This window comes from Micromonospora sp. GCM10011541 (genome assembly GCF_042650725.1).
Taxonomy (GTDB): Bacteria; Actinomycetota; Actinomycetes; order Mycobacteriales; family Micromonosporaceae; genus Micromonospora; species Micromonospora sicca.
On the sequence record NZ_JBHSBP010000072.1, the window covers coordinates 41,773 to 61,204 of the forward strand.

A 19,432-nucleotide genomic window follows, 5' to 3' on the forward strand; every position below is an offset into this window, starting at 1 on the left:
GCGGTGTCTCGCTCATACCTGTTGATCCTCGGCGACCGAGACGCCATCGGCTGGGTGCTTCGCGAACAGCGGATGGCCTTTCCCGCCACCCCGCGGGCCGAGGTGGCGGCGCTGGCCGCAGGCGACCGACTGTTTCTCTACGCGACGCGGGGCGCGTGGCGGAGCCCGACGCGAGACAGGGGCCGGATCATCGGGACTGCGGTGGCACTGAACGCGGCACGGTCCCTCGACGCGCCGGTGGAAATTGCCGGACGCCGGTTCTCCTCCGGCTGCAACTTGGATATAGATGGGCTGGTGCCGTATCCGGGCGGCTTGGAGTTACAGCCGCTAATCGAGCAGATGGCAGCCTTCCCCAAGCCGCAGGCGTGGAGCGTGTACCTCCGCCGCGCATTGTTGCCTCTACCGACAGCAGATGCCGCGCTGCTGGACCGCACGCTTAGACCGCAGCTCACCTCTCGCGAGAAAGCTTTGTCGAGCTACCCGTCAGCGACGGCGGCAGAAGTGAGCTAGGTGCTCCCACCCAGCCAAGCCAGAGACCATCACGGGCACGGGTCATGGCGACGAACAATTGCCGGCGCAGCAGAGCCGTCCGCTCCGCGTGCGACTCGGCGTCCTCGCCGCGGCCGGGACGCTCCCGGAGGCCGTCGGCGTCGAGCCGCGGCAGGAAGATTCTCTTGAACTCCAAACCCTTGGCCCGTTGGTACGTGCCGACCTTGACGAGAGTCGTGGGGGTGCCGTCGTAGTCCTCTAGCCGTTGGGCCGGCAGGCCCAACGAATCGATCAGATCGGTGTAGTGCTGGGCGAGTGCGTGGGTCGGTACCAGCACGGCGAGGTCCCCGATCCCGGTTCCCTCCCCGATCGCCGACTCGACGGCCTCGGCAAGGGCCAGATCATGCTCCTCAGCTGATGCGTTGGTGGAGAGCACCGGAGGAGCTCCGGTGCGGGATAGCTCTACCGATCGTAGACCTGTCTCTGGCCGCTCGCCGCCGTCGTCGAAGTGGTGGCCGGCCATGAGTGCTTGGGCTGCCTCGTAGACCTGACGCGTATTGCGGTAGTTGTGGGTCAGGACATGAGAGCGCCCACGTACCTGGACGCCCACCGCTGACAGATTGAATCCGCCCGGATAGATCGACTGCTGGCCGTCGCCGACTAGCAGAAGCCCGTTGGGGCGGTCCCCGACCAGTGCGTAGAGGAGACGCAGGGCAGCGTCGGTCAGGTCCTGGGCTTCGTCGATGATGACCGCGTCGTACTCGGAAGGATTGCACCGCGCCACTTCGTGTGCCTTGAGAAGTACGTCGGTGAAGTCAGCCGCTCCCCGGTTCGCCAGCTCCGACGCGTACTCGTCGGCCAGCCGCCACACATCGGTGCGGAGCTCCCTGGAAAGCGGAGTCCCTCGCCCGTTGCGTTCGAGTGCGAGATACGAGTCCAGGTCCGGCAGCGCACGGCCACGGATTACCCAGTCGACCTCCTCTCGCAGGTAGGCGGAGCTCAGACCAGCTCTCTTGAGAGGGCTGGCGGCAGTGACAACACGAGACTGCGCTGCTCGCCAGGCGTTGTTGGCGGCCTGCTGGTCGACCCTGATCGGCTTGTCGTGCCGGTGCAGGTACTGAAGTGCCCAACGGTGCACATTGGCGAACTCCACCAGGTCCCGCTCGGGCTTGGCGAACCGGGCGAAGATCTGTTGGTACACCTCGGGCAGGTTACGGACGTAGGTGGTCACCAGCACCCGCTTGCCGAGCCGCGCTAGCGCTCGGGCGCGGTGCAGAGCCACGACCGTCTTTCCCGTTCCCGCAGCACCCCTGATCCGTGCGGGTCCGCTGTATGTCCGCTCCACCAGGTCCTGCTGAGCCGGATCGAGGTAGACCATCCAGTCCTCGATCGGCTTAGCCAGCCAGTCCGCAAGCCGGTCAGCGGGCACCGGCACGAACTCTGGGCTGGTCTTCGGGGTGCTGAGCGCGTCGGAAAGTCGCTCGTCCACCGGAGCGGGTGGGTCGGCCACGAGGGCGGGCTCTTCGTCGACGACCGGGGAGGGCGTCTCTCCATGTGGATCGCCGTACATGGCCAGGTTCATCGCCATTTGCCAAGCGTGCGGCCGCATGTGCGAGTCGAGCGATGTCAGGTCAGTGTCGACGTTCAGCCGTCGAAGAACCTTGATTTCCTGGGGCGCGAAGCCGAAGGCGGCAAGCTCGGCGTCGTTCCAGGCCATGAAGAGTCGCCCCTCGTCGGCTCGGCGCTGGGTGTACGGCACCTGCTGCCCGGTCTCAGGGTCTTCATCGATAACCCGAAGCACGTTTTGCGTGTCGTCGATTTCGAGCCGGAGGCGCTCGGCGCGTCGGTAGACGGCATCATGCTCGCCGAAGAGCAGGAGCACGATGACGTTCCCGACCCGACGCCAGATGAGCCGGTGCCCCTGGTTCGTCACATAGGAGGTGAACGTGTCCTGCTGGGCCTTCTTGACGGCGTGCGTTTGGAGGCGCGGGTTACCGAAGGGCTGCATCGCCAGCTCGGTGAGAGTCTGGGACAGCGCGGCGAGAACCTCCGAGCGGTTTTGGTAGCGCTGGACGCAATCCTTGAAGGTCGGCGTGTATCGGTGGTCGTACATCGCGCTCCCCGTGATGTCGGATTCCGTCTTGGACTGCAGCCTACCCAAGCGTTGATCCTCGGCGTACTCCCGAATTGATCAAGGCCGCATAAGATGATCACGCTTCCGTAGGTCGCAGCGAGCGCAGTCCCCACCCGCCTTCGGCACCGGCCTGCTGCTCGACCCGTCACCACCGCCGGCGGACCTGCTGCTGGTAGCCGGGGGAACCGGTCGGTGCGAGGTCCGCTGGCAGGAGATTGACAACCCGGAGGGTACGAAGGAAGCGCTGGTCGTCGCCCTCAAGCCGCGCTCGAACGGGCAGGTGCCGAAGCCACGTCACGCGGACGGTGGTGAATAACCGAGCGGCGGGTGGGTGACTGCCTCAAGCCGAAACGGCTCTGGCCTACGACCTTCGGCGCAGATCGATCTCCATACGGTTGAACGGCCCCGTCGAGACCGTCGAAGCGTGCCTATGCTCTGGGCACCGGGCGAGGCGGCGGTTGAGGGCCAAAAGCGTGGGGCGAGTTCGAGGGGCGCGCGTGGGATTCAACGTCGGTGACATCGTTGCCGTTCAAGCCGACCCCAGTCGAGTCGGACCGGTCATCCAGATTCTTCAAAGCGTCGATGGGTTCGGCCGCTATCGCGTCTTCCACGAAGCGGGGAGCATGCGCGAGTACGCAGAGGACCAGCTGGTGCTCGCAGCGGCGCAACAGGACGCAACGACTGGCGGCCTGTCTCCCAAGGAGTTCCGGGCCCGCCTGGTCGCCGCCCGGCTCAGTCACCCGCTCACCGATCACGTCTATTCGCTGCGGGCAGCGCGGATCAAGTACGTGCCGTTTCAGTTCCGGCCGCTCCTGCGCCTCGCCCGCGCCGACGAGCCGCGGCTGCTCATCGCCGACGACGTCGGCGTCGGAAAGACGATCGAAGCCGGCTTGATCATGAAGGAGTTGGCAGCCCGACAGCCGCTGGACCACGTGCTCGTCCTCTGCCCCAAGGCGCTCACGGTCAAGTGGCGCGAAGAAATGCGCCGCTTCGACCAGGACTTCCGGGTGCTCGACTCGTCGAGCTTGCGCTACTGCCTCAACGAGGCTCACCTGGACGGCGCCTGGCCTGAGGAGTACCGACGGGCGATCGTGCACTATGAGCTCTTCGCCCGCACGGCGTACCTGAAGGGGGATACCAAGCGGAAGAAGGACAAGGGCCTGCGCGAGCTGGACCCGCCGCCCACCTTCGACCTGGTGATCGCCGACGAGGCACACCACCTGCGTACGCCGGGCACCAACTCGCACGATCTCGCCGAGTACCTCAGCGAGATCAGCACTGCCCTCGTCCTGCTCTCGGCCACACCGGTGCAGACGCACGCCCGGGACCTGTTCACCCTGCTCAACCTGCTACGCCCGGACCTGTTCCCGGATCGGCAGACGTTCTTCGAGGTCGTCGAGCCCAATCGACACCTCAACGCCGCCGTGCGGGCACTGCGCAGCGGTGCGCCCGAGGCCGCCAAGGAGGCGCTCAAGGCGTTGGACACCGCGGCGTACACCAGCTGGGGCCGGCAGGCGATCGCGATCGATCCCCGGTATGACGACGTGCGCAGGCGTCTGGCCGCGGCAATCTTGACGACCGACGACAGGGTCCGGTGCGTGCGCGAAATCGAGGAGCTGAACACTCTCGCGCCACTGGTGAACCGCACCCGCCGACGGGACATCGGAGGGTTTACCATCCGTGAGCCGCACACCGTGTCGGTGCCGTTCACACCGGTGCAGCGCCAGTTCTACGACCGCCTTCTGGAAGCCCGCCGCGACCAGCTGCTCACCCGCTACAACCCGGTCGTGGTCCGCCTGATTCTCGACACCCTCGAGCGGCAGGCGTCGAGCTGCCTTCCCGCACTCGCTCGACGCATCGTGGCGGCCGGCGAGCCGGCCATCACGGATCTGACCGACGCCCCCGAGGCCCAACCCGACAACGATCCGCCCAGGCTTCCCCTTCCGACGGATCCGGACCTGCGTGAGATGGCCCGTCAACTGCCGCTGGACGATCCCAAACTCGAGCGGCTTCTCCAGGCCGTCAGCGACGCCCGCGCCGTCGACGGTCCCGGAAAGCTCCTCGTCTTCTCGTTCTTCCTCGGCACCCTCGACTACCTCGCCGAGCACCTGACGGCGGCCGGCGTCCGCGTCGGGGTCGTCACCGGACGCGTGGCCGAGCCCGACCGGCAGCGCCTGCGGGACCGGTTCCGCCTCGACCGGGAGAACGCGGAGGCCCTCGACGTCCTGCTCTCCAGCGAGGTCGGCTGCGAGGGCCTCGACTACGAGTTCTGTGATCGGCTCGTCAACTACGACATCCCCTGGAACCCGATGCGGATCGAGCAGCGCATCGGCCGCATCGACCGGTTTGGGCAGCGCAGCCCCAAGGTACTGATCCTCAACTTCGTGACCCCCGAGACCGTCGAGGAGCGGGTCTTCTATCGCTGTTGGGAACGGCTGGACCTTTTCCGAGACACCGTCGGTGACCTTGAAGGCGTGCTCGGCGAGATGACGCAGGACCTGGCCGCCATCGCGACCAGCCCGGACCTGACGCCGGAGCAGATGGAGGAACGGGCTTGGCAGCTCGCTGACAACGCCGTCCGGCTGGTCGCCGAGACCCGGGGCGTCGAGGACGCGAGCCAGGACCTGCTTGGCTTGGACGACAGTCTCACCCAGGACCTCGACGCCCTCGTTGAAGAGGGTCGGGCGGTCACCGAGCAGCAGTTGGAGGAACTGGTCCGCGCGTACCTGACGCGGCCCCCTCTCTCCGGACAACTGGATCGGCTCTCCGAGGACGAGCTGCGGCTCCGACTGCCTCAGTCCGCTCGGTCAGAACTACTCGCCGCCATCAATCGAAACGAAGCGAGGCTCGGCGGCGGCCGGCCCGTCCAGCAGCTGCGCCAGTGGCTCAATGAAAAGGACAGCGGCCTGCGGCTGACCTTCTCCGACGAGGCAGCCAGCCGGGATCGGTCGATCACCTTCTTGACCGCCACCCATCCGCTCGTTCGCCTCGCGGTGTCGGCCCTCGCGCCAGCTCAGGACCAGCAGCTTCGCGCGCAGCTTCGCGTCGTCGATCCGGATCTGCCGGAAGGCCGCTATGTCTTTGCCTGCGACACCTGGGAGACCATCGCCGTGCGGCCGGAGTTCCGCACCGTGTCGTTCGTCGTGGACGCAGCCCGGCTGACGGCCAGCAAGATCGTGGAGCGTCGCCTCTTCGCGCTGCTCGCCAACGCGCTGACAGGGGATGGCGGACCCGCCGCTGACCTGCAGGAGGTCAGAGCGGCACTTGACAGCTACGCAGAGCAGCGCCGCCGAGACGCCGCGAGGGATGCCCGCGCCCTCAACCACGTAATGCTGGCCCGCCGAACCGGAAGCCTCGAAGCTCACCACCAACGAGCCCAGCAGCGCCTCGACGACCGCCTCACCAACGAGACGGAGCCTCGAATGCGGACCATGCTCGCGGCACAACGAGCACGCGCCGTGCGGAAATTCGAGCAGCGCCGTGAGCAACTGGAAGAACGACGTCGCGTCGACATCGTCAGCCATCGTCTCGCAGAGGGAGTGCTGACGATCAGCCATGCCAACTGACTACACACGCATCCGCGAGGACAACATCCGGGAGTACGGGGAAGGCACCCGCCACCTGGACTTCCTACAACGGCTGTACGCCGACCGCACCCACTTCATCTTCGAGCTCCTCCAGAACGCCGAGGACGCTGGGGCATCGCGGGTCGCCTTCGCGCTGCACGCGGATCGCCTCGTCGTCGAGCATGACGGCCGCCCGTTCAACGAGCAGGACGTGCGAGGCATCTGCGGAGTCGACGCCTCCACCAAGACCGGCGAGCTGACAAGCATCGGCAAGTTTGGCATCGGCTTCAAGTCCGTCTACGCCTACACCCGGGCACCCGAGGTGCACTCCGAATCGGAGCATTTCCGCATCCAGCATTACGTCCGGCCGGAGCCTGCCGAGTGTCCGGCAGACCTGGACCCCGACCTCACCAGGTTCGTCTTTCCGTTCGATCGCGACGACGCGCCTCCGCATGCCGCGCGCAGCGAGATCGGTAGTGGCCTTGAGCGCCTCGACCCCGTCGCACTGATCTTCCTCGGGCACGTTGGGGAAGTTGCGATACGAGGGGAAAGTGGCGTGACCACGCTTTCCCGCAACGCGCGCGGCGGGCAGTCACCCGACGTGGAGCTGAAAGTCCACGAGAACGGGCGGGTGACCAAGCACCAGTACTGGCGCGTGTACCGCCGCCCTCTCGACCACATCGGGCACCCGGGTCAGCGGGTCGAGGTCGCGTTCAAACTGACCGGTCCCGGGCCGGATGCCCTGGTCGAACGCGTTCCCCGCGCGCCGTTGGTCGTCTACTTCCCGACCGACAAGCCGACCGGGCTCGGATTCCTGCTGCAGGCGCCGCTGCGCACCACTCCGGCGCGGGACAACGTACCCGAACACGAGCCGGACAACGCGACGATCGTGGCGGAAGCCGCGCAGCTCATGGTCGACGCTCTTGAGGAGATGCGTCGCGACGGTCGGCTCGGTCTCGACGTGTTCGAGGTGCTCCCCGTCACGCCGGAAGCATTCCCCGAAGGCTCGCTGCTACGACCGCTCTTCGACGCTCTTCGCGATGCCGTGCAGACCCGAGCCCTCCTGCCGGTCGCGGGCCCGATGCGTCATGCGCCCGCCTCGCGCGTACGCCTCGCGCGGGCGCGCAGTATGCAGGAACTGTTGACGCCAACGCAGCTAGGCGCCCTGACCGGCATGGCCGAGAAGCTGTACTGGCAGCCGGAGCAGTTGACCGAAAGCCGAAGCCCCGCCCTGTGGAGCTACCTGCGTAACACCCTCGGAGTCGCCGAGATCACTCCTGAGTGGGTCGTCTCTCAGCTCAGCACCGGGTTCCTGGCGTCGGCCGAGGACGAATGGCTGATCCGTCTGTACCGCTTCCTCGCCCAGAGCCCCGCCCTGTGGCGTGAGCCACGGGGACACTGGGACCGCCCCGGACCGGCCCGCACCATGCCCCTGATCCGTCTAGAAGACGGCCGCCATGTCGTGCCGTTCGGCTCGGACAAACGCCCGCATGCCTATCTACCCAGGACGACGCCCTCGAGTTTTCCGACTGTCCGGCGAGCGATCGTCGCGGACCCGGATGCCCGATCCTTCCTCCAACGTCTCGGTCTTACCGAGCCGAACGCGGTGGACGAGGTCATCATGCACGTCCTGCCGCGGTACGGTGGCTGGACCGCGTCGGTTGACGACGATCAGCATGACGGCGACCTCCCAGCCATCCTTCACGCCCTGCAAACCGCCAGCGGATCGCGAAGGACCGACCTGCTGAAGGAGTTGCGGGAGACGGCCTTCCTGCTGTGCCGGTGGGCGGGTGGGACGACGTACTCGTATCAGCGCCCGTCCGTTGCCTACTGGCCGGACCCCGACCTCGAACACTACTTCCTGCCGAGCGAACACGGCTGGTTTCTCCATCAGCGTTATCAGCGGTATCGCCGCCAGCTCAGCGAATTGGGCGTGGCGGACCGCGTTCGGTTTTCCCTGCGTGAGTCCAACCCGCAGGGCCATGTCGTCATCTGGAGCTTTCACGGCAGCCACCGGCGCGGCCTGCACGGATTTGATCCCGACCTGGCCATCGCCGGCCTGGACCCCGCCCTGGCCAGTCCGGACCATGAGCGATCGGCGTATGTCTGGAACCAGCTGTTGTTACCGCACGCGAACCGGCTGCGTGGGGTCGTGGAGTCATCGACTCGGCGGGACTACGTCAACAGCGAGCGGGCTGACACGACCTCTACGGCGCTGGAGGTGGCCGCCGCACACGCGTGGCTGCCAACGGAGGACGGCTCCTTCGTCGAGCCTGCGATGGTGTCGCTCGACGACCTACCGAACGATTTCACACCCAACCAGGCCCTTGCCGATGCTCTTGGCCTGCGCACTTCCAACATCGAGCAGGCGAGTGCTGAGTTCCATCTGCCAGTGGACTTCCTGCAATTCGTTCGCAAGCACCCGGAGAAGGCCGCTGAGATGATGCAGCGCCTCCGCTACGAGTGGCGAGGCGTCGACGACACCGACCAGGAGGTTGGTGCTGGCCTCACTCCCGAGGGTTTTGCCGACGCGCTGCAGGGTTCCTTCGACAAGGCCCAGGTACCCGCAGAATCCCGGGTCGACCTGCCGTCCACCTCCGGGACGGTCCAAGCCCCTGCCATTCGACGGCAGCGGACCGCGGAGGCGATCAGGCAGGACTTGACGGATGAGCCGGCGCCACGAGATCGGTTCCGCGCCCTCGGCCGCAAGGTCTGGGACGACAAGGATCCTGCGGTACGCCAGTTTCTGCTCGAGCAGTACGGTGGCCGCTGCCAGATTTGTGCCGCCACTTTTCCCAAGCGGGACGGAACTCCGTACTTCGAGGTCCTTCACCTCGTCTCACACACAGCGGCCGCTTGGATCGACCGCCAGGGCAACGCATTGTGTCTCTGCCCGACCTGCACGAGCAAGTTCCTGCATGGCCACGTCGCATCTGAGGACCTGCTGGAGCAGCTCCTGCAGTGGCGCACAAGCGCCGAGGGCGGTTCGGACAACGGCCTGCGGATCGAGCTTTGTGGTCAGCCAGTCGCTATCTGCTACACGGAGAAGCACTTGCTCGATCTGCAGGCGATGGCCACCGTCGCGGGATCGTAGGCGGCGGCAATCGGGCCGGCTCCAGGGCCGGGAGTACGGGTCGGACCGATGTGTGGTCCCAGGGGCAGCAGGCCGGTTGACGGTATTGAGTACCCGTGGTCGGGTCGCTGGCCCATCGGCCGGCGGAGGTTCTGCTCGGCGGGCAGGCAGTTGAGCTGCTGCGTAACACCCGTCGCCGTGGGTTCAGCCTTCTGCGTCGAGGATCTCGCCCGCTCTGGCCAGTACGGATTTCCACAGATTCGGCGCGACAGTTCCGCGGAGTAGTGCAACTACCTCCTCCGCCGCCAGGTCGACGAACCGCTGGGAAACGTGTCCTCAGGGTGGCGGGGCGTTGGAAGGCTCCACCGCTGCGCGAGGACCAACGTGCGGGCCCTCCTTGGCTTCGGCCGCATCTGACCCAGCGGCTGCGTCCGAATTCGAATTGAGCAACTCGTCGAGGAGTTCTCCCCACGGGTCCGGTTCGAACTCCGAACCCTCCTCCGCGTCGACCGCATCGCCGGTCCCCGCATCGGAGGGTTCATCGGCGCCGTCCGTCGTCGGTTCGCCCGCTCCGCGCTCGTCGTCGTTCATAGCGAGCGGGTCCCCGACGCAGACGATGTCGAGATACCGCGTGGTTCTCGTCAGTGCGACATACAGTAAGCGGTGGCCCCGGTCGTCCTCGGCGACGATGTCTTCCGGCTCCATGACGACGACCGCGTCGAACTCGAGGCCCTTGGCTTCCTGAGGACCGACCAGGTTGATTCCTGGGCCGAGCTCACCAGCGGAGGCGGCACGCCAGGCCACGTCTTTGGCCTTCAGCTCTCGTTCGGTGTCCGGGCGGCAGGAAGCGGGGCAGATGACGGCCACGGAGCGGCCGTGGGCCGCGTGCCCCATCGCGACGCGGACGGCCTGAGCCGCACGCCCGTCCCCGTCGATTCGGTGAATGAGAGGCTCGGCCGGTCCGTCCCGCACGATCTGCGGTGCCTGCACAGTAGGAGCGGCGAGAGGCAGGAGCTGGGCCGCAAGCTCGAAGACCTGTCGAGGTACGCGGTAGCCGTAACGCAGCTCTTCGCGGACTTGGGAAAGATCGGCAGGTAGGTGATCGAGAAGCTCGTCCCAGTCGTCACGCGCCCAGTGGCCGGTCGACTGAGCGATGTCCCCGACGACGGTCATGGACCCGTTGGCGGAGCGGCGGGCGATGGCTCGCAGTTGCATGGGGGAGAGGTCCTGCGCCTCGTCGACGACGATGTGCGTAAAAGGGGCCTCCACGCTGTTGATGAGGTGCTCCGCCTCGTCGAGCACCGCAAGGTCAGCATCGCTCCACGTCTCTTCCGAGAGCCGATCGGCGGGCCGCCGGTGCAACAGTGAAACCTCCCGGGCCGTGAATTCGTCGCCCGCTGCTCCCATCAGCCGGTCGCGGGATCCGTAGAGGTCACGCAGGAACGATGCGGCGGTGAACGACGGCCAGAGCCTGTCCATGACGGGATCGAGTGCCGTCCGCAGTCGTTGCGGGTTCACGTGGACCCGGGGGGAGACCAGATCGGTCAGCAGATCCCGGAACAAGTGCCGCTGCTCGGCGTATGTGCCGGCGCTGGCACGGCACCGCATTATCAGCGGCTTGAGCTCCTCCGCGGCAATCGGCACGGGGCGGCCCTCGATCTGCGCCTCAACCCAATGCTGTCCCTCGGGCGGCCCGACCCGAGCGTAGAGCGCCCGCCGCACGAGACCAGCCATCCTGCCATCGCCCTTCAGCCTCACGACCTCGGGATCCTCTTGGCGACCACGTTTCACCGGTGGATGCAGCTGGTTGATGTCACGTTGCTCGATGCTCGTGTCACCCAGGCTGGGCAGCACCGTGCGGGTGTAGCGCGTGAAGGTGGGGCTCGGGCCGATGATGAGCACATCCTCGGCCGAAAGTCGACCCTGACTGTTGAACAGCAGCCACGAGACTCTGTGCAGCGCAACTGCTGTCTTGCCGGTGCCCGGTCCGCCCTGGATGATCAACAGCTGGTCGATCGGGGCGCGGATGAGATCGAACTGCGCCGCCTGGATCGTCCGGACGATATCCTGCATCGTGCCGGTGCGGTTGCTGTTGAGGTCTGCGAGGAGCGCGTCGTCGACGTACTCGTGCGCCTCCAACTCGGCGACATCAGCGGCGAGTTGGGCGAACACTGTGTCGTTGAACGACTCGATCGTGTTGCTCGAGCACTCGAAACTGCGCCTGAGCCGGAGGCCAAAGGGCTCGGTGTGACTTGCCTCGTAGTAGCGGGCGGCGGCAGGCGCCTGCCAGTTCATGACGAGCAGCTCGGAGTGGTCATCAAAGATCGCGTGGTGGCCGATGTAGAAGACCTCGCCGTCCTCGTAATCCATCCGGCCGAAGGCGACGGGCTCGTCCGATCCGCCTATGCGGGCCAGCCGCGCTTGCGTGTCCTGCCTGATCCTCGCGGCGGCGCCGCTGTTGGCGGCAGCGCCTGCGGCGAGGCCCAGAGTCCGGCGCATGCGCTCCCGGTGGTCCCAAGCCGCGTCGAAGTACTTCTGCTCGCGACTCAACTCTTCCGAGACCGCATCCATCTGGACCTCCCGCTGAAATGGCGCACACCGTAGCGCCTTGCTGCGACGAAATCGGCCCTCCTCGTGCAGAGCCGAGGAGGCTGAGGCCGATTCAGCAAGTCCGCTCAGGATCCCCTGACCGTACGGTCGGTCAACGATCTTGTCGCTCGGTCGAGTGTGTGTTCGCCCGCTCAACCTTTCGGCGCCCGGGACGACCGGTCGGGGGACGAGCGCGATCAGCGCGGGTCACAGGCAACGGGTCTTGAGCGGCGACACGACGGCTGGGAGCGCTTGCCGTGGTCCCTCCATATTTGATGTCGGGGCGAGCGAGCCTACAAAGACGGGTGGCCGGCCACAAGATCAGATCCTTCGGTTGGAGCGCCGGCAACGCCGAGATCGGACCCGGTGGCTGTCCCGGACCCACCGGTCCGTTCACCTGGTGCTATCCACCCCGACGATGCGTCGCTGCGCGCCCTGGTGGAAGATCATCAAGTTCTGAAGGGGCGGCATGATCTAGGGGGCGCGGTGAGTGTTTCGCTGATACTCCTACCGCTGGCCGTAGCGGCCGTGACGGCGGTGCAGAGCCCGCTGGACGATCGAGACGCGAGGACCAACGTGAACGTGCAGCGCCTGCAGGAGGAACGAGATGTCGAGCGTGCCTAACGGAGGATGGCAGCCTCCACCCGTGCCCCAGAATCCGGGAGCGAGCCTCGGCTGGCGGATCCGGCACAGCCTCTGGCTGCTGCTGCCCATCGCCGGCTGCGGCTTCCTCGCTGGGGCCGGATTCCTCTACATCGGGCTGCGCGCCCGACGCCCGACCTGGTGGATTGCGGGCATCGTCTACCTGGTGATCGGTTGGACGTCCTTCGCCACTGTCGGCGAGGCGGACAAGACAAGCACCCTAAGCACTGTGGCAACGGTCGTGCTGCTGGCGATGTGGGTGGCGAGTATCGTGCACGGCTGCCTGATCAACTCGTCGTGGCTGCGCTGGCGGGCCGGCCACGTTCCCTGGTACGCCCGCCCCCAGGCGCCGCCGCCCACCTGGCCCGGCAGCCCGTATCCACCGGCGCAGACAGGACTACCGTCACTGCCCACATCGGCGCCGCCCGCCGTCGCCGAGATAATGCCGCAGCCCGCCCTCTACGCCGGTGACGGGGCCGCGGCGGCGCTCGTGCCCACTCAGCCGTCACCGCCACCGGCGCCGCAACCGCCGTCGGCGCCGGTGGCCGCGCATCCAGGGGCCTTGGATGTCAACGCGGCGACGTTTGAACAGCTCGCCGCTCTTGCTCATTTTCAGCCGGAGCGTGCGCAGCGGGTGGTGGCCGAACGGCAGGTGCGCCGCGGGTTCGGCAGCGTGGAGGAGTTCGCGGCGGTCGCGAACCTCGCGCCCCACGAGTTCGCTCACCTCCGAAACCTGGTGACCTGTGTACCGCAGCAAGGGCTGCCCGTCGGCCAGCCGCCGCCACCGGGCCGCGTACTCGATGTGGCCCCGACCCCGCCGAGGCGTACGCCTACCTGAGCAGAGCCGCCAGACGTATCGGCTCGGCTGAGGCTGCCCCGGACCCGGGTCGACGAACAGGACCGACTCGAGGATCGGCCCAGCACGTGGTCCTTGGCAGTCCTGGTCCTGAAGCCGCGCTTCAACCGGCAGGTGCCGAAGCCCCGGCACGGGCCCGGCCGTGGCGAATAGGTCTGGTTACTTCCGCCCGGCATCCGGCAACTCGTCTCCTTCGGGGCAGTGGGCATAGCCGGAACGGGCAGTCGTCGATGCAGGTGGAGCCGGGTTGGGACGTCGTGGGGCTCCACTTGTAGCAGTCGCGCAGCGGATCGGTGGGGCGCGATGCGATCACCAGGGGGAGCCGTCCCGGATGGCCTCGCGCAGCAGGCGGTACCGGTCGGCGGGCTGGGCGGTGTCGGCGAGGACTTCATCCAGGCCGTCGGCGAGCACGACGACGCGGCCCTCCAGCCAGAGCCGCCACCACACCTTGTCCGCCTCGCCGGCGGCGTGCAGGGGTGTCGATGGTGCGCTGCTCGTCGGCGGCGCGCGCGGTCTTGTCGATGACGACGGCCAGTTCGGCCTCCCCGTCGACTGTTGAACTGGGGCGCAGCTCGATATCGTCGCTCGCGCCGACGAGCGCGTCGGCCAACTTGGCGAACAGCGTTGGGTATTAGGGCAGGTCGCGGCCCATCTCCAGCATGTGGTTGCGGTAGCTCATGCCGACGCAGAGCAGCTATTAGTTATCAACGGTTTAAGCGCGTGAGCAGGGCGCTGTCGGAGCCGGTCGTGCCGCGGCCGCCGGATCATCGATTGTCCGTCGCCGCCGAGGCGGCCCTGTGGTAAGTCGCGAGGACAGCCTCCGCGAGCAACGGCGCGACCGCGAGTGTGACGGTCGAGTCGACGTCATGAATCGCACCGTTCTGGTCGATGACGACAGCTCCCGCTTCCCGCGCGATGACAACTCCTGCCGCCATGTCCCAGGCATGGTTCGACAAGGTCAACGCGGCGTCCAGCCTGCCCTCGGCGAGCCATGCCAGGTCGAGTGCAGCGCTGCCGGTCATGCGCACCCGCTGTACCTCAGCGGCGAGTTGAGCGGCCAGGGCGAGTCGCAACCGATTTCTGGCCTCGGCGTCCATGCCTACCGCGTAGTCGCCAACGGCGACGATGGCTTCACTCATGCGCATGGTGCTACTTGCCCTGATCCTTTGGCCGTTCGCGTAGGCGCCATCGGCCTTGGCGGCGGTGAATCGAGATCCGAGGAAGGGCAGCTCGATGATGCCGAGGACGGCCTCCCTCTCGTGCACGAGAGCGAGCGAGACGGCGCACAGGGGCAAACCGCGTACGAAGTTTGCCGTGCCGTCGATCGGATCAAGGACCCACTGCATCTCGGCCGAGCCGACCCGTCCCTCTTCCTCGCCGAGGAACCCGATCTCAGGTGTCTCCGTGACCAGAAACGCCCGGAGTTCGCGTTCGATCGCGTAGTCCAGTTCCGAGGCGACGTCGCGGTCGCCCTTCACGGTGAGCGTGCCTGGTGGCCGCCGTCGCATCGTCTCGGACGCGCGCCTCGCCGCTTCCTCTGCGACCGGCAGCAGGTCACGGTAGGCGCTCACAGCACCCGCCGTCGCTGCCACTGCGACTCGAAGACCTGCTCAAACAGCGGATACAGACCGGTTCCCGCCTGATCCCGGGCCATTACGAAGGCGGGGGAGTCGATGCCGCGGCTGTCTGCAAGGTAGGGCTGCGCCACACACAGATCGTCCACCAAGACGATGTTGAAGCGAAGCGTCTCGTCGTAGGTCGCGAGGTTCATGCTGTCTCGCAGTTCGGCAGGAAGACGGTCACGCACCCGTAGCAACGTTTCCATGTTGAGCTTCGTCAGTGCCGAGAGCTGACCAGTGGGGAACCCCTCCTCCATCTCACGAGCCCGGATCGCAGAGCCGGATGGATCGAGGAAGAGGCATCGGACTCGGGCGCTGTTCGCGAGTAGTGCCTGCCAGTGGCGGTCGGCGTAGCCCTGGCAGAGCATGTTGAGCGACAGGCCGACCGCGCGAATGTCCTGGGCGCCGTCGAGAAGCTGGTCCGGCGGTAGGTGCGCCGAGAGCTGCGACCGGCTCGGGTAGACGGCCGTCAAACCGGCAAGCGCAGCGGACGGCTGTGGCGCAGCTTGTCGCTCCAGCATGTTGAGAGCCAGCAGGACGTCCGCTGGCGGGGTCTCGCTGCTCTCCCAGCGCAGTACCGCCTCGCTGTTCGGACGCCAGCCGAGGGCAGCAGCCAGCCGTTCGGCGAATTCGGCGGCGCTCAGGGCGGCAGCGGCACGGGCGGCGGCCACCCGCTGACGCGCAACCGTGCCGAGATCTGACTGGGCAGCACCAGCGACGGGGCGCGGCTCGTTTGCGTGGAGCACTACCCTGAACCGGTCGCGGACATCCTCACCCGCCTTGCTCAGCGCCGTATCGAGGGCGGCCTGCATCTCAGGTCGCGGGCAAACCGCCTCCTGCCCGGCTTCCCATTTCGACACTGTCCGTTCAGCAACGCCGAGGTGCGCCGAGAAGTCCCGGATGCTCATCCGTAGGGCTTGGCGCAGCGCTCGCGTTTCCAGGCCGGTCCATCGGTGCACGGTCGTCATCGTGCCGCCTTAGGTCACGTTGAGATCGGTTCTTGGGCAGCCTAGCTCCATGCCGTGCGGCGCAGTTTCCGCTGAGGTGCAGTGCGTAGTCATGTTGCGCGTCCGAGCGGCTGAGCAGGGTGGACGCATGGCCCGGGGCGGGTGCTGGGCTCCAGCCGCGTCGTTCCCCCGTACGGCGGCGGCCGTCCCCGCCCGCCCCGGTGCCACTCCACGCACCCCACTGCCGGAGGCGCCCACCGATGTCCGCCGTACTCGCCGACTTTCCCGTGCTCACCCCGGTCACCGACGAGAACCTGGCCCTCGCTGCCCACGCGGTCCGGGTCCACGCCCCCGAGCTCTGGCCGCAGGGCCAGCTGTGCCGCAGCGAACGCGTCCCGTACCCGTGTTGCCTGGCCCGCTGGGCCGACGCCACGATCCACGCCGCCGGCCTGACGGAGGAGCAGCTCGGGGAGCCGGCGTGACGGGACCGGAGGCACCCGAGGTGGTCGCCCGCTGGCTCAGTCTGGTCGCGGCGGACGCGGAGCTGTCCCCGTACCTGATCGGGGTAGACCGGGACCGGCTGGCGGAACAGGTGGCCAGAGCGCTGGCCTCCGGCGCCGACCTGCCGTACCTGGGTTGGTCGGAGGCCCAGCACCGCCGCGCGGAGAGCTACCTGCGGCGGCGCTCGTTCTGGGAGCAGGTTGAGGACCGCCGCCCGGGTCTGCTGCCCGAGCGGGACGCCCCGTTGATCGAGGCCGCCCTGCGCCGGCTTACCGACCGGCCGGACCGCCCCGAGAGGCTGGCGCTGCTGAGCGTCCTGGGCCGCGCGTACCGCCGCTTCGGCCTGCGACCAGAGCACCAGGCGGTCATCGACGACGCGCTACGGACCACCGTGCCCTGGCAGCAAGTCGAGCGGGCAGCCATAAGAGCAGGGGACGGCCCCGCCTGGTGGCCGGTGGAGGTGCTCGACCATGACCTGGCCTGCGGCGGGGTCGCTGTCATCACGGCACGGCCGTGGCGGCGGCTGCCCTACCGGCCCGGCCAGGCGGTTCCGGTCTGCACACCGCGCCGACCCGGCCGGTGGCGCTGGCTGTGCCCGGCGAACGCGCCGCGGCCGGACGGCACCGTCGAGCTGCACGTCCGCGCGGTCCGCGGCGGCGCCGTCTCCACCAGCCTCGTTCATCAGGTACGCCCGAAAGAGCTGGTGCACCTCGGCCCGCCGGCGGACACCGGGCTGAGCCTGCACGACGGAGACCTGCTGCTGATCGCCGGCGGCACCGGGTTGGCACCGCTGCGCGCGATCGTCGAGCAGGCCGCCGCCGCCCCGGACGGTCGGCGCGTGACGCTGATCGCCGGAAGCCGTGATGTGGCGGTCCTGTACGACGCGATCACCCTCGACAAGCTTCAGCAGGCCCACGACTGGTTGACCGTCGTGCCGGCGTTCTCCCATGATCCGCTCGCTGAGCCGGGGGAGCGGGGCGACGCGCTGACCGTCGCCCTCGACCACCTGCGCGGTGAGCAGGAGGTCTATGTGTGCGGGCCGCCGGCGATGCTGGCGGGCTCGAGGTTGCGGCTGCTCGCCGCCGGGGTGCCGGGCGAGCGGATCCACCTGCCGGATCGGATTCCGTGGCGGTGACCGTCTACCGCAGCCGGCACGCGCTGCGCGGCCCGCTCACCCCGGATCGGATCGCCGCACTGGCGTTGCCGTTGACCCGGCGAGGGCGGCGCGGCTACCAGGTCGAGGAAGTCGATGCGCTGCTGCACCGCCTTGCCTTCGAGCTGCAGCGGCGTATTCGCGAGCGGGACGAGATGCGGGCGGAGAACCAGCGGATCAAGGGTGCGCTACGGGCGTGGCAGTCGGAGCAGCGGACATATCAAGCTCCGTGATCTCACGGGTGGCTCGCCGTTTGGTCGCAGGTGCCCGCCCGGCTTCCGGCCCTACCGCATCCGTCGGCGCGGAATAGGCGGTGTGAGCAGCCCGGTCATCCGGGCTGCTCACACCGTCAAGGCCATCAGGATGCTCGCCCGTGCGGGCCGGGCGCGGTGCGGGTGGGGAACTCTTGGTCGTGGCGGGTGTCGGTGTAGGGCAGGTCGATGAGGCGGCGACGGCCGGCGCCGAGACCGATCGGGTGCCACACCTGCTCGGCGGGGCTCGCGCCGGTGGCGGCGCGTAGGTCGGCGGCGGTGGTGGCGATGAACGCCCGTGGCGTGGTGCCGGTGACGCGGTGGTGCAGGTTCGCCTCACGTCGCGCCGACGGTAGGTGGAACAGGACCGGCCATGCCCAGGTGCTCATCGCGTACAAGCGTTCGTACTTGGCGATCTTCTCGGTGAGGATGTCGAGGCGTTCACGGCCGGTGTCGTATTCGAGGAAGAACGGCACCGAACGGTCCTGCTCGGTCCACACCCCGGCACCGTCCGGGCGGGGGAAGCCGCTCGGACCGTGGACCATGATCTGCGGGTCCCCGCCTCTGCGGTAGAACGCGCCCGGGTCGTGGAAGGCGGACGCGGGCTGCCAGCGGTCCAGACGGCTGTTGGGGTGGGTGCGGGCGTGGGCAGCCAGGTCGATGAAGACCTGATTGCCGCCAAGCAGATGGGGTAGGTCCGGGCGCGACGTGAGGGACTGTTTGCGGCGGCGGGCCTGGTCCCGGCGTGGCGGGCCGAGTCCGCGTTGGGCGCGGACGTGGCTGTAGCCGAGCTGGTCCAGGACGTAGTGGTACGGGTAGGAGCCACCGTCGAGTTTGTTGGGTCGGAACCGGTCCACCGCGCGAAGAACGGTGAGGCGGCGTAGCCGGCGCTGAGCGAAATCGAGGGACGGGAACAGGGCAGCGGCGATCTGGTCGGTGGTCAGCAGCCCGTGGTCGTAGAGCCAGCCGAGGAGTCGGTCGTCGCGGGCGGTGATGCTGGCCTGCAGGCGCAGCAGCGGATCCGGTGCCGGTAGCGGTTTACGCATGGGCGGCCCCTGGGGGGACACCCCACACATGAGGGTGTGTCTGGAACCGACCGGCGCCGCTGAGAGCAGGCCTGACCTGGGCTGTCAGCGAGTACGGGGGGTCGGCTTGGGGATCAGTATCAAGGCCGACGGTAAAACGGGCATCGACACCGACACCGGCACGGCCGGTCACACCGCTGTGACCGTGGTGTGAGCGGGCGTGTGATGCGGGTCGGTGACAGCGCTGGTGGCGCGGGTGGGGGCCGTTGACCTGGGTCAGCATGCTCGTCGCTCCTTCTGAGGATCGGGACGCGGGTGAAGGGGCCGTAGGTGCCCTGGCTGCTGTGCCGTGCCGGGCGGGGCGGTGTTCGCTCTGACAGGTCGGGTCAGCGCCTGTCAGGAAGCGGGCTTCCTGACAGGCGCTGGTCTGACAGGGGCGGCCTGATCTGACAAAAGTCGCCGGTAGTGGTTCCCTCACGCGGCCTCCTGACGTGACAGGTCCGGCGAGGCCGGGGCCGGTGCGACCCTGTCTGTCAGGGTGAGTTGAGGCCAGCGGCTCATAGCAAGTCCGCCGGGCAGGGCGAGTT

At 67.8% G+C, this 19,432-nt stretch carries 14 protein-coding genes; 7 read left to right on the forward strand and 7 right to left on the reverse strand.

From position 1 onward, the window contains the following. Positions 1–3 precede the first annotated feature (3 nt). On the forward strand, positions 4–510 hold the full coding sequence (locus ACFOYX_RS28195) for a hypothetical protein (RefSeq protein ID WP_322443802.1): 507 nt from the start codon (positions 4–6) through the stop codon (positions 508–510). Here ACFOYX_RS28195 and ACFOYX_RS28200 read toward each other — a convergent pair. Further along, complete coding sequence (locus ACFOYX_RS28200) at positions 449–2,650, reverse strand: UvrD-helicase domain-containing protein (protein WP_322443803.1); 2,202 nt, start codon at positions 2,648–2,650, stop codon at positions 449–451. The genes ACFOYX_RS28195 and ACFOYX_RS28200 overlap by 62 nt on opposite strands. A gap of 470 nt (positions 2,651–3,120) precedes the next feature. On the opposite strand from ACFOYX_RS28200, the gene ACFOYX_RS28205 reads away from it, so the two are divergent. Beyond that, positions 3,121–6,189, forward strand: coding sequence for an SNF2-related protein (locus ACFOYX_RS28205; protein WP_322443804.1), 3,069 nt, complete (start codon positions 3,121–3,123; stop codon positions 6,187–6,189). Continuing rightward, entirely contained in the window at positions 6,179–9,283 is a 3,105-nt protein-coding gene (locus tag ACFOYX_RS28210) for a sacsin N-terminal ATP-binding-like domain-containing protein (RefSeq protein ID WP_322443806.1), read from the forward strand. Before ACFOYX_RS28205 ends, ACFOYX_RS28210 begins: the two co-directional genes overlap by 11 nt. Before the next feature lie 315 nt (positions 9,284–9,598). On the opposite strand, the gene ACFOYX_RS28215 is transcribed toward ACFOYX_RS28210, so the two are convergent. Further along, positions 9,599–11,833 carry a UvrD-helicase domain-containing protein gene (locus ACFOYX_RS28215; protein ID WP_322443807.1) on the reverse strand — a complete coding sequence of 745 codons (2,235 nt, stop codon included), beginning with the start codon at positions 11,831–11,833 and terminating at the stop codon, positions 9,599–9,601. Between the two features lie 664 nt (positions 11,834–12,497). On the opposite strand from ACFOYX_RS28215, the gene ACFOYX_RS28220 reads away from it, so the two are divergent. Further along, a complete protein-coding gene (locus tag ACFOYX_RS28220) occupies positions 12,498–13,331 on the forward strand; it encodes a helix-hairpin-helix domain-containing protein (RefSeq protein WP_322443808.1) in 834 nt (277 codons plus the stop codon). A 327-nt stretch (positions 13,332–13,658) separates the two neighbouring features. Here ACFOYX_RS28220 and ACFOYX_RS28225 read toward each other — a convergent pair whose 3' ends face one another. From ACFOYX_RS28225 to ACFOYX_RS28240, 4 genes are all read right to left on the reverse strand, one after another. Next, positions 13,659–13,796 (reverse strand): hypothetical protein, encoded by a 138-nt coding sequence (locus ACFOYX_RS28225; protein WP_322443809.1) that lies wholly within the window; start codon positions 13,794–13,796, stop codon positions 13,659–13,661. Next, complete coding sequence (locus tag ACFOYX_RS28230) at positions 13,738–13,971, reverse strand: fumarylacetoacetate hydrolase family protein (protein WP_369292990.1); 234 nt, start codon at positions 13,969–13,971, stop codon at positions 13,738–13,740. Before ACFOYX_RS28230 ends, ACFOYX_RS28225 begins: the two co-directional genes overlap by 59 nt. Before the next feature lie 142 nt (positions 13,972–14,113). Beyond that, complete coding sequence (locus tag ACFOYX_RS28235; protein ID WP_322443810.1) at positions 14,114–14,920, reverse strand: inositol monophosphatase family protein; 807 nt, start codon at positions 14,918–14,920, stop codon at positions 14,114–14,116. Next, positions 14,917–15,936, reverse strand: coding sequence for a DUF5919 domain-containing protein (locus ACFOYX_RS28240; RefSeq protein WP_322443811.1), 1,020 nt, complete (start codon positions 15,934–15,936; stop codon positions 14,917–14,919). The genes ACFOYX_RS28235 and ACFOYX_RS28240 overlap by 4 nt, the downstream gene beginning before the upstream one ends. Before the next feature lie 239 nt (positions 15,937–16,175). Here ACFOYX_RS28240 and ACFOYX_RS28245 point away from each other — a divergent pair, with 239 nt between their 5' ends. Genes ACFOYX_RS28245 through ACFOYX_RS28255 form a run of 3 tightly spaced genes read left to right on the forward strand, consistent with a single transcriptional unit; the run spans position 16,176 to position 17,802 of the window. Continuing rightward, a complete protein-coding gene (locus tag ACFOYX_RS28245) occupies positions 16,176–16,397 on the forward strand; it encodes a hypothetical protein (RefSeq protein ID WP_322443812.1) in 222 nt (73 codons plus the stop codon). Then, positions 16,394–17,551 carry an FAD-binding oxidoreductase gene (locus ACFOYX_RS28250; RefSeq protein WP_322443813.1) on the forward strand — a complete coding sequence of 386 codons (1,158 nt, stop codon included), beginning with the start codon at positions 16,394–16,396 and terminating at the stop codon, positions 17,549–17,551. Before ACFOYX_RS28245 ends, ACFOYX_RS28250 begins: the two co-directional genes overlap by 4 nt. Next, positions 17,542–17,802 carry a hypothetical protein gene (locus ACFOYX_RS28255; RefSeq protein WP_322443814.1) on the forward strand — a complete coding sequence of 87 codons (261 nt, stop codon included), beginning with the start codon at positions 17,542–17,544 and terminating at the stop codon, positions 17,800–17,802. The genes ACFOYX_RS28250 and ACFOYX_RS28255 overlap by 10 nt, the downstream gene beginning before the upstream one ends. Before the next feature lie 125 nt (positions 17,803–17,927). Here the strand turns inward: ACFOYX_RS28255 and ACFOYX_RS28260 are convergent, their stop codons facing one another. After that, positions 17,928–18,866: a replication-relaxation family protein gene (locus tag ACFOYX_RS28260; RefSeq protein ID WP_322443815.1), complete on the reverse strand. Its 939-nt coding sequence runs from the start codon at positions 18,864–18,866 to the stop codon at positions 17,928–17,930. Between the last annotated feature and the right edge of the window lie 566 nt (positions 18,867–19,432).

Coding starts and splice junctions, on each gene's coding strand:
- ACFOYX_RS28210 (WP_322443806.1), top strand. CDS start 6,179: ATGCCAACTGACTACACACGCATCCGCGAGGACAACATCCGGGAGTAC.
- ACFOYX_RS28215 (WP_322443807.1), bottom strand. CDS start 11,833: ATGGATGCGGTCTCGGAAGAGTTGAGTCGCGAGCAGAAGTACTTCGAC.
- ACFOYX_RS28240 (WP_322443811.1), bottom strand. CDS start 15,936: ATGACGACCGTGCACCGATGGACCGGCCTGGAAACGCGAGCGCTGCGC.
- ACFOYX_RS28245 (WP_322443812.1), top strand. CDS start 16,176: ATGTCCGCCGTACTCGCCGACTTTCCCGTGCTCACCCCGGTCACCGAC.
- ACFOYX_RS28260 (WP_322443815.1), bottom strand. CDS start 18,866: ATGCGTAAACCGCTACCGGCACCGGATCCGCTGCTGCGCCTGCAGGCC.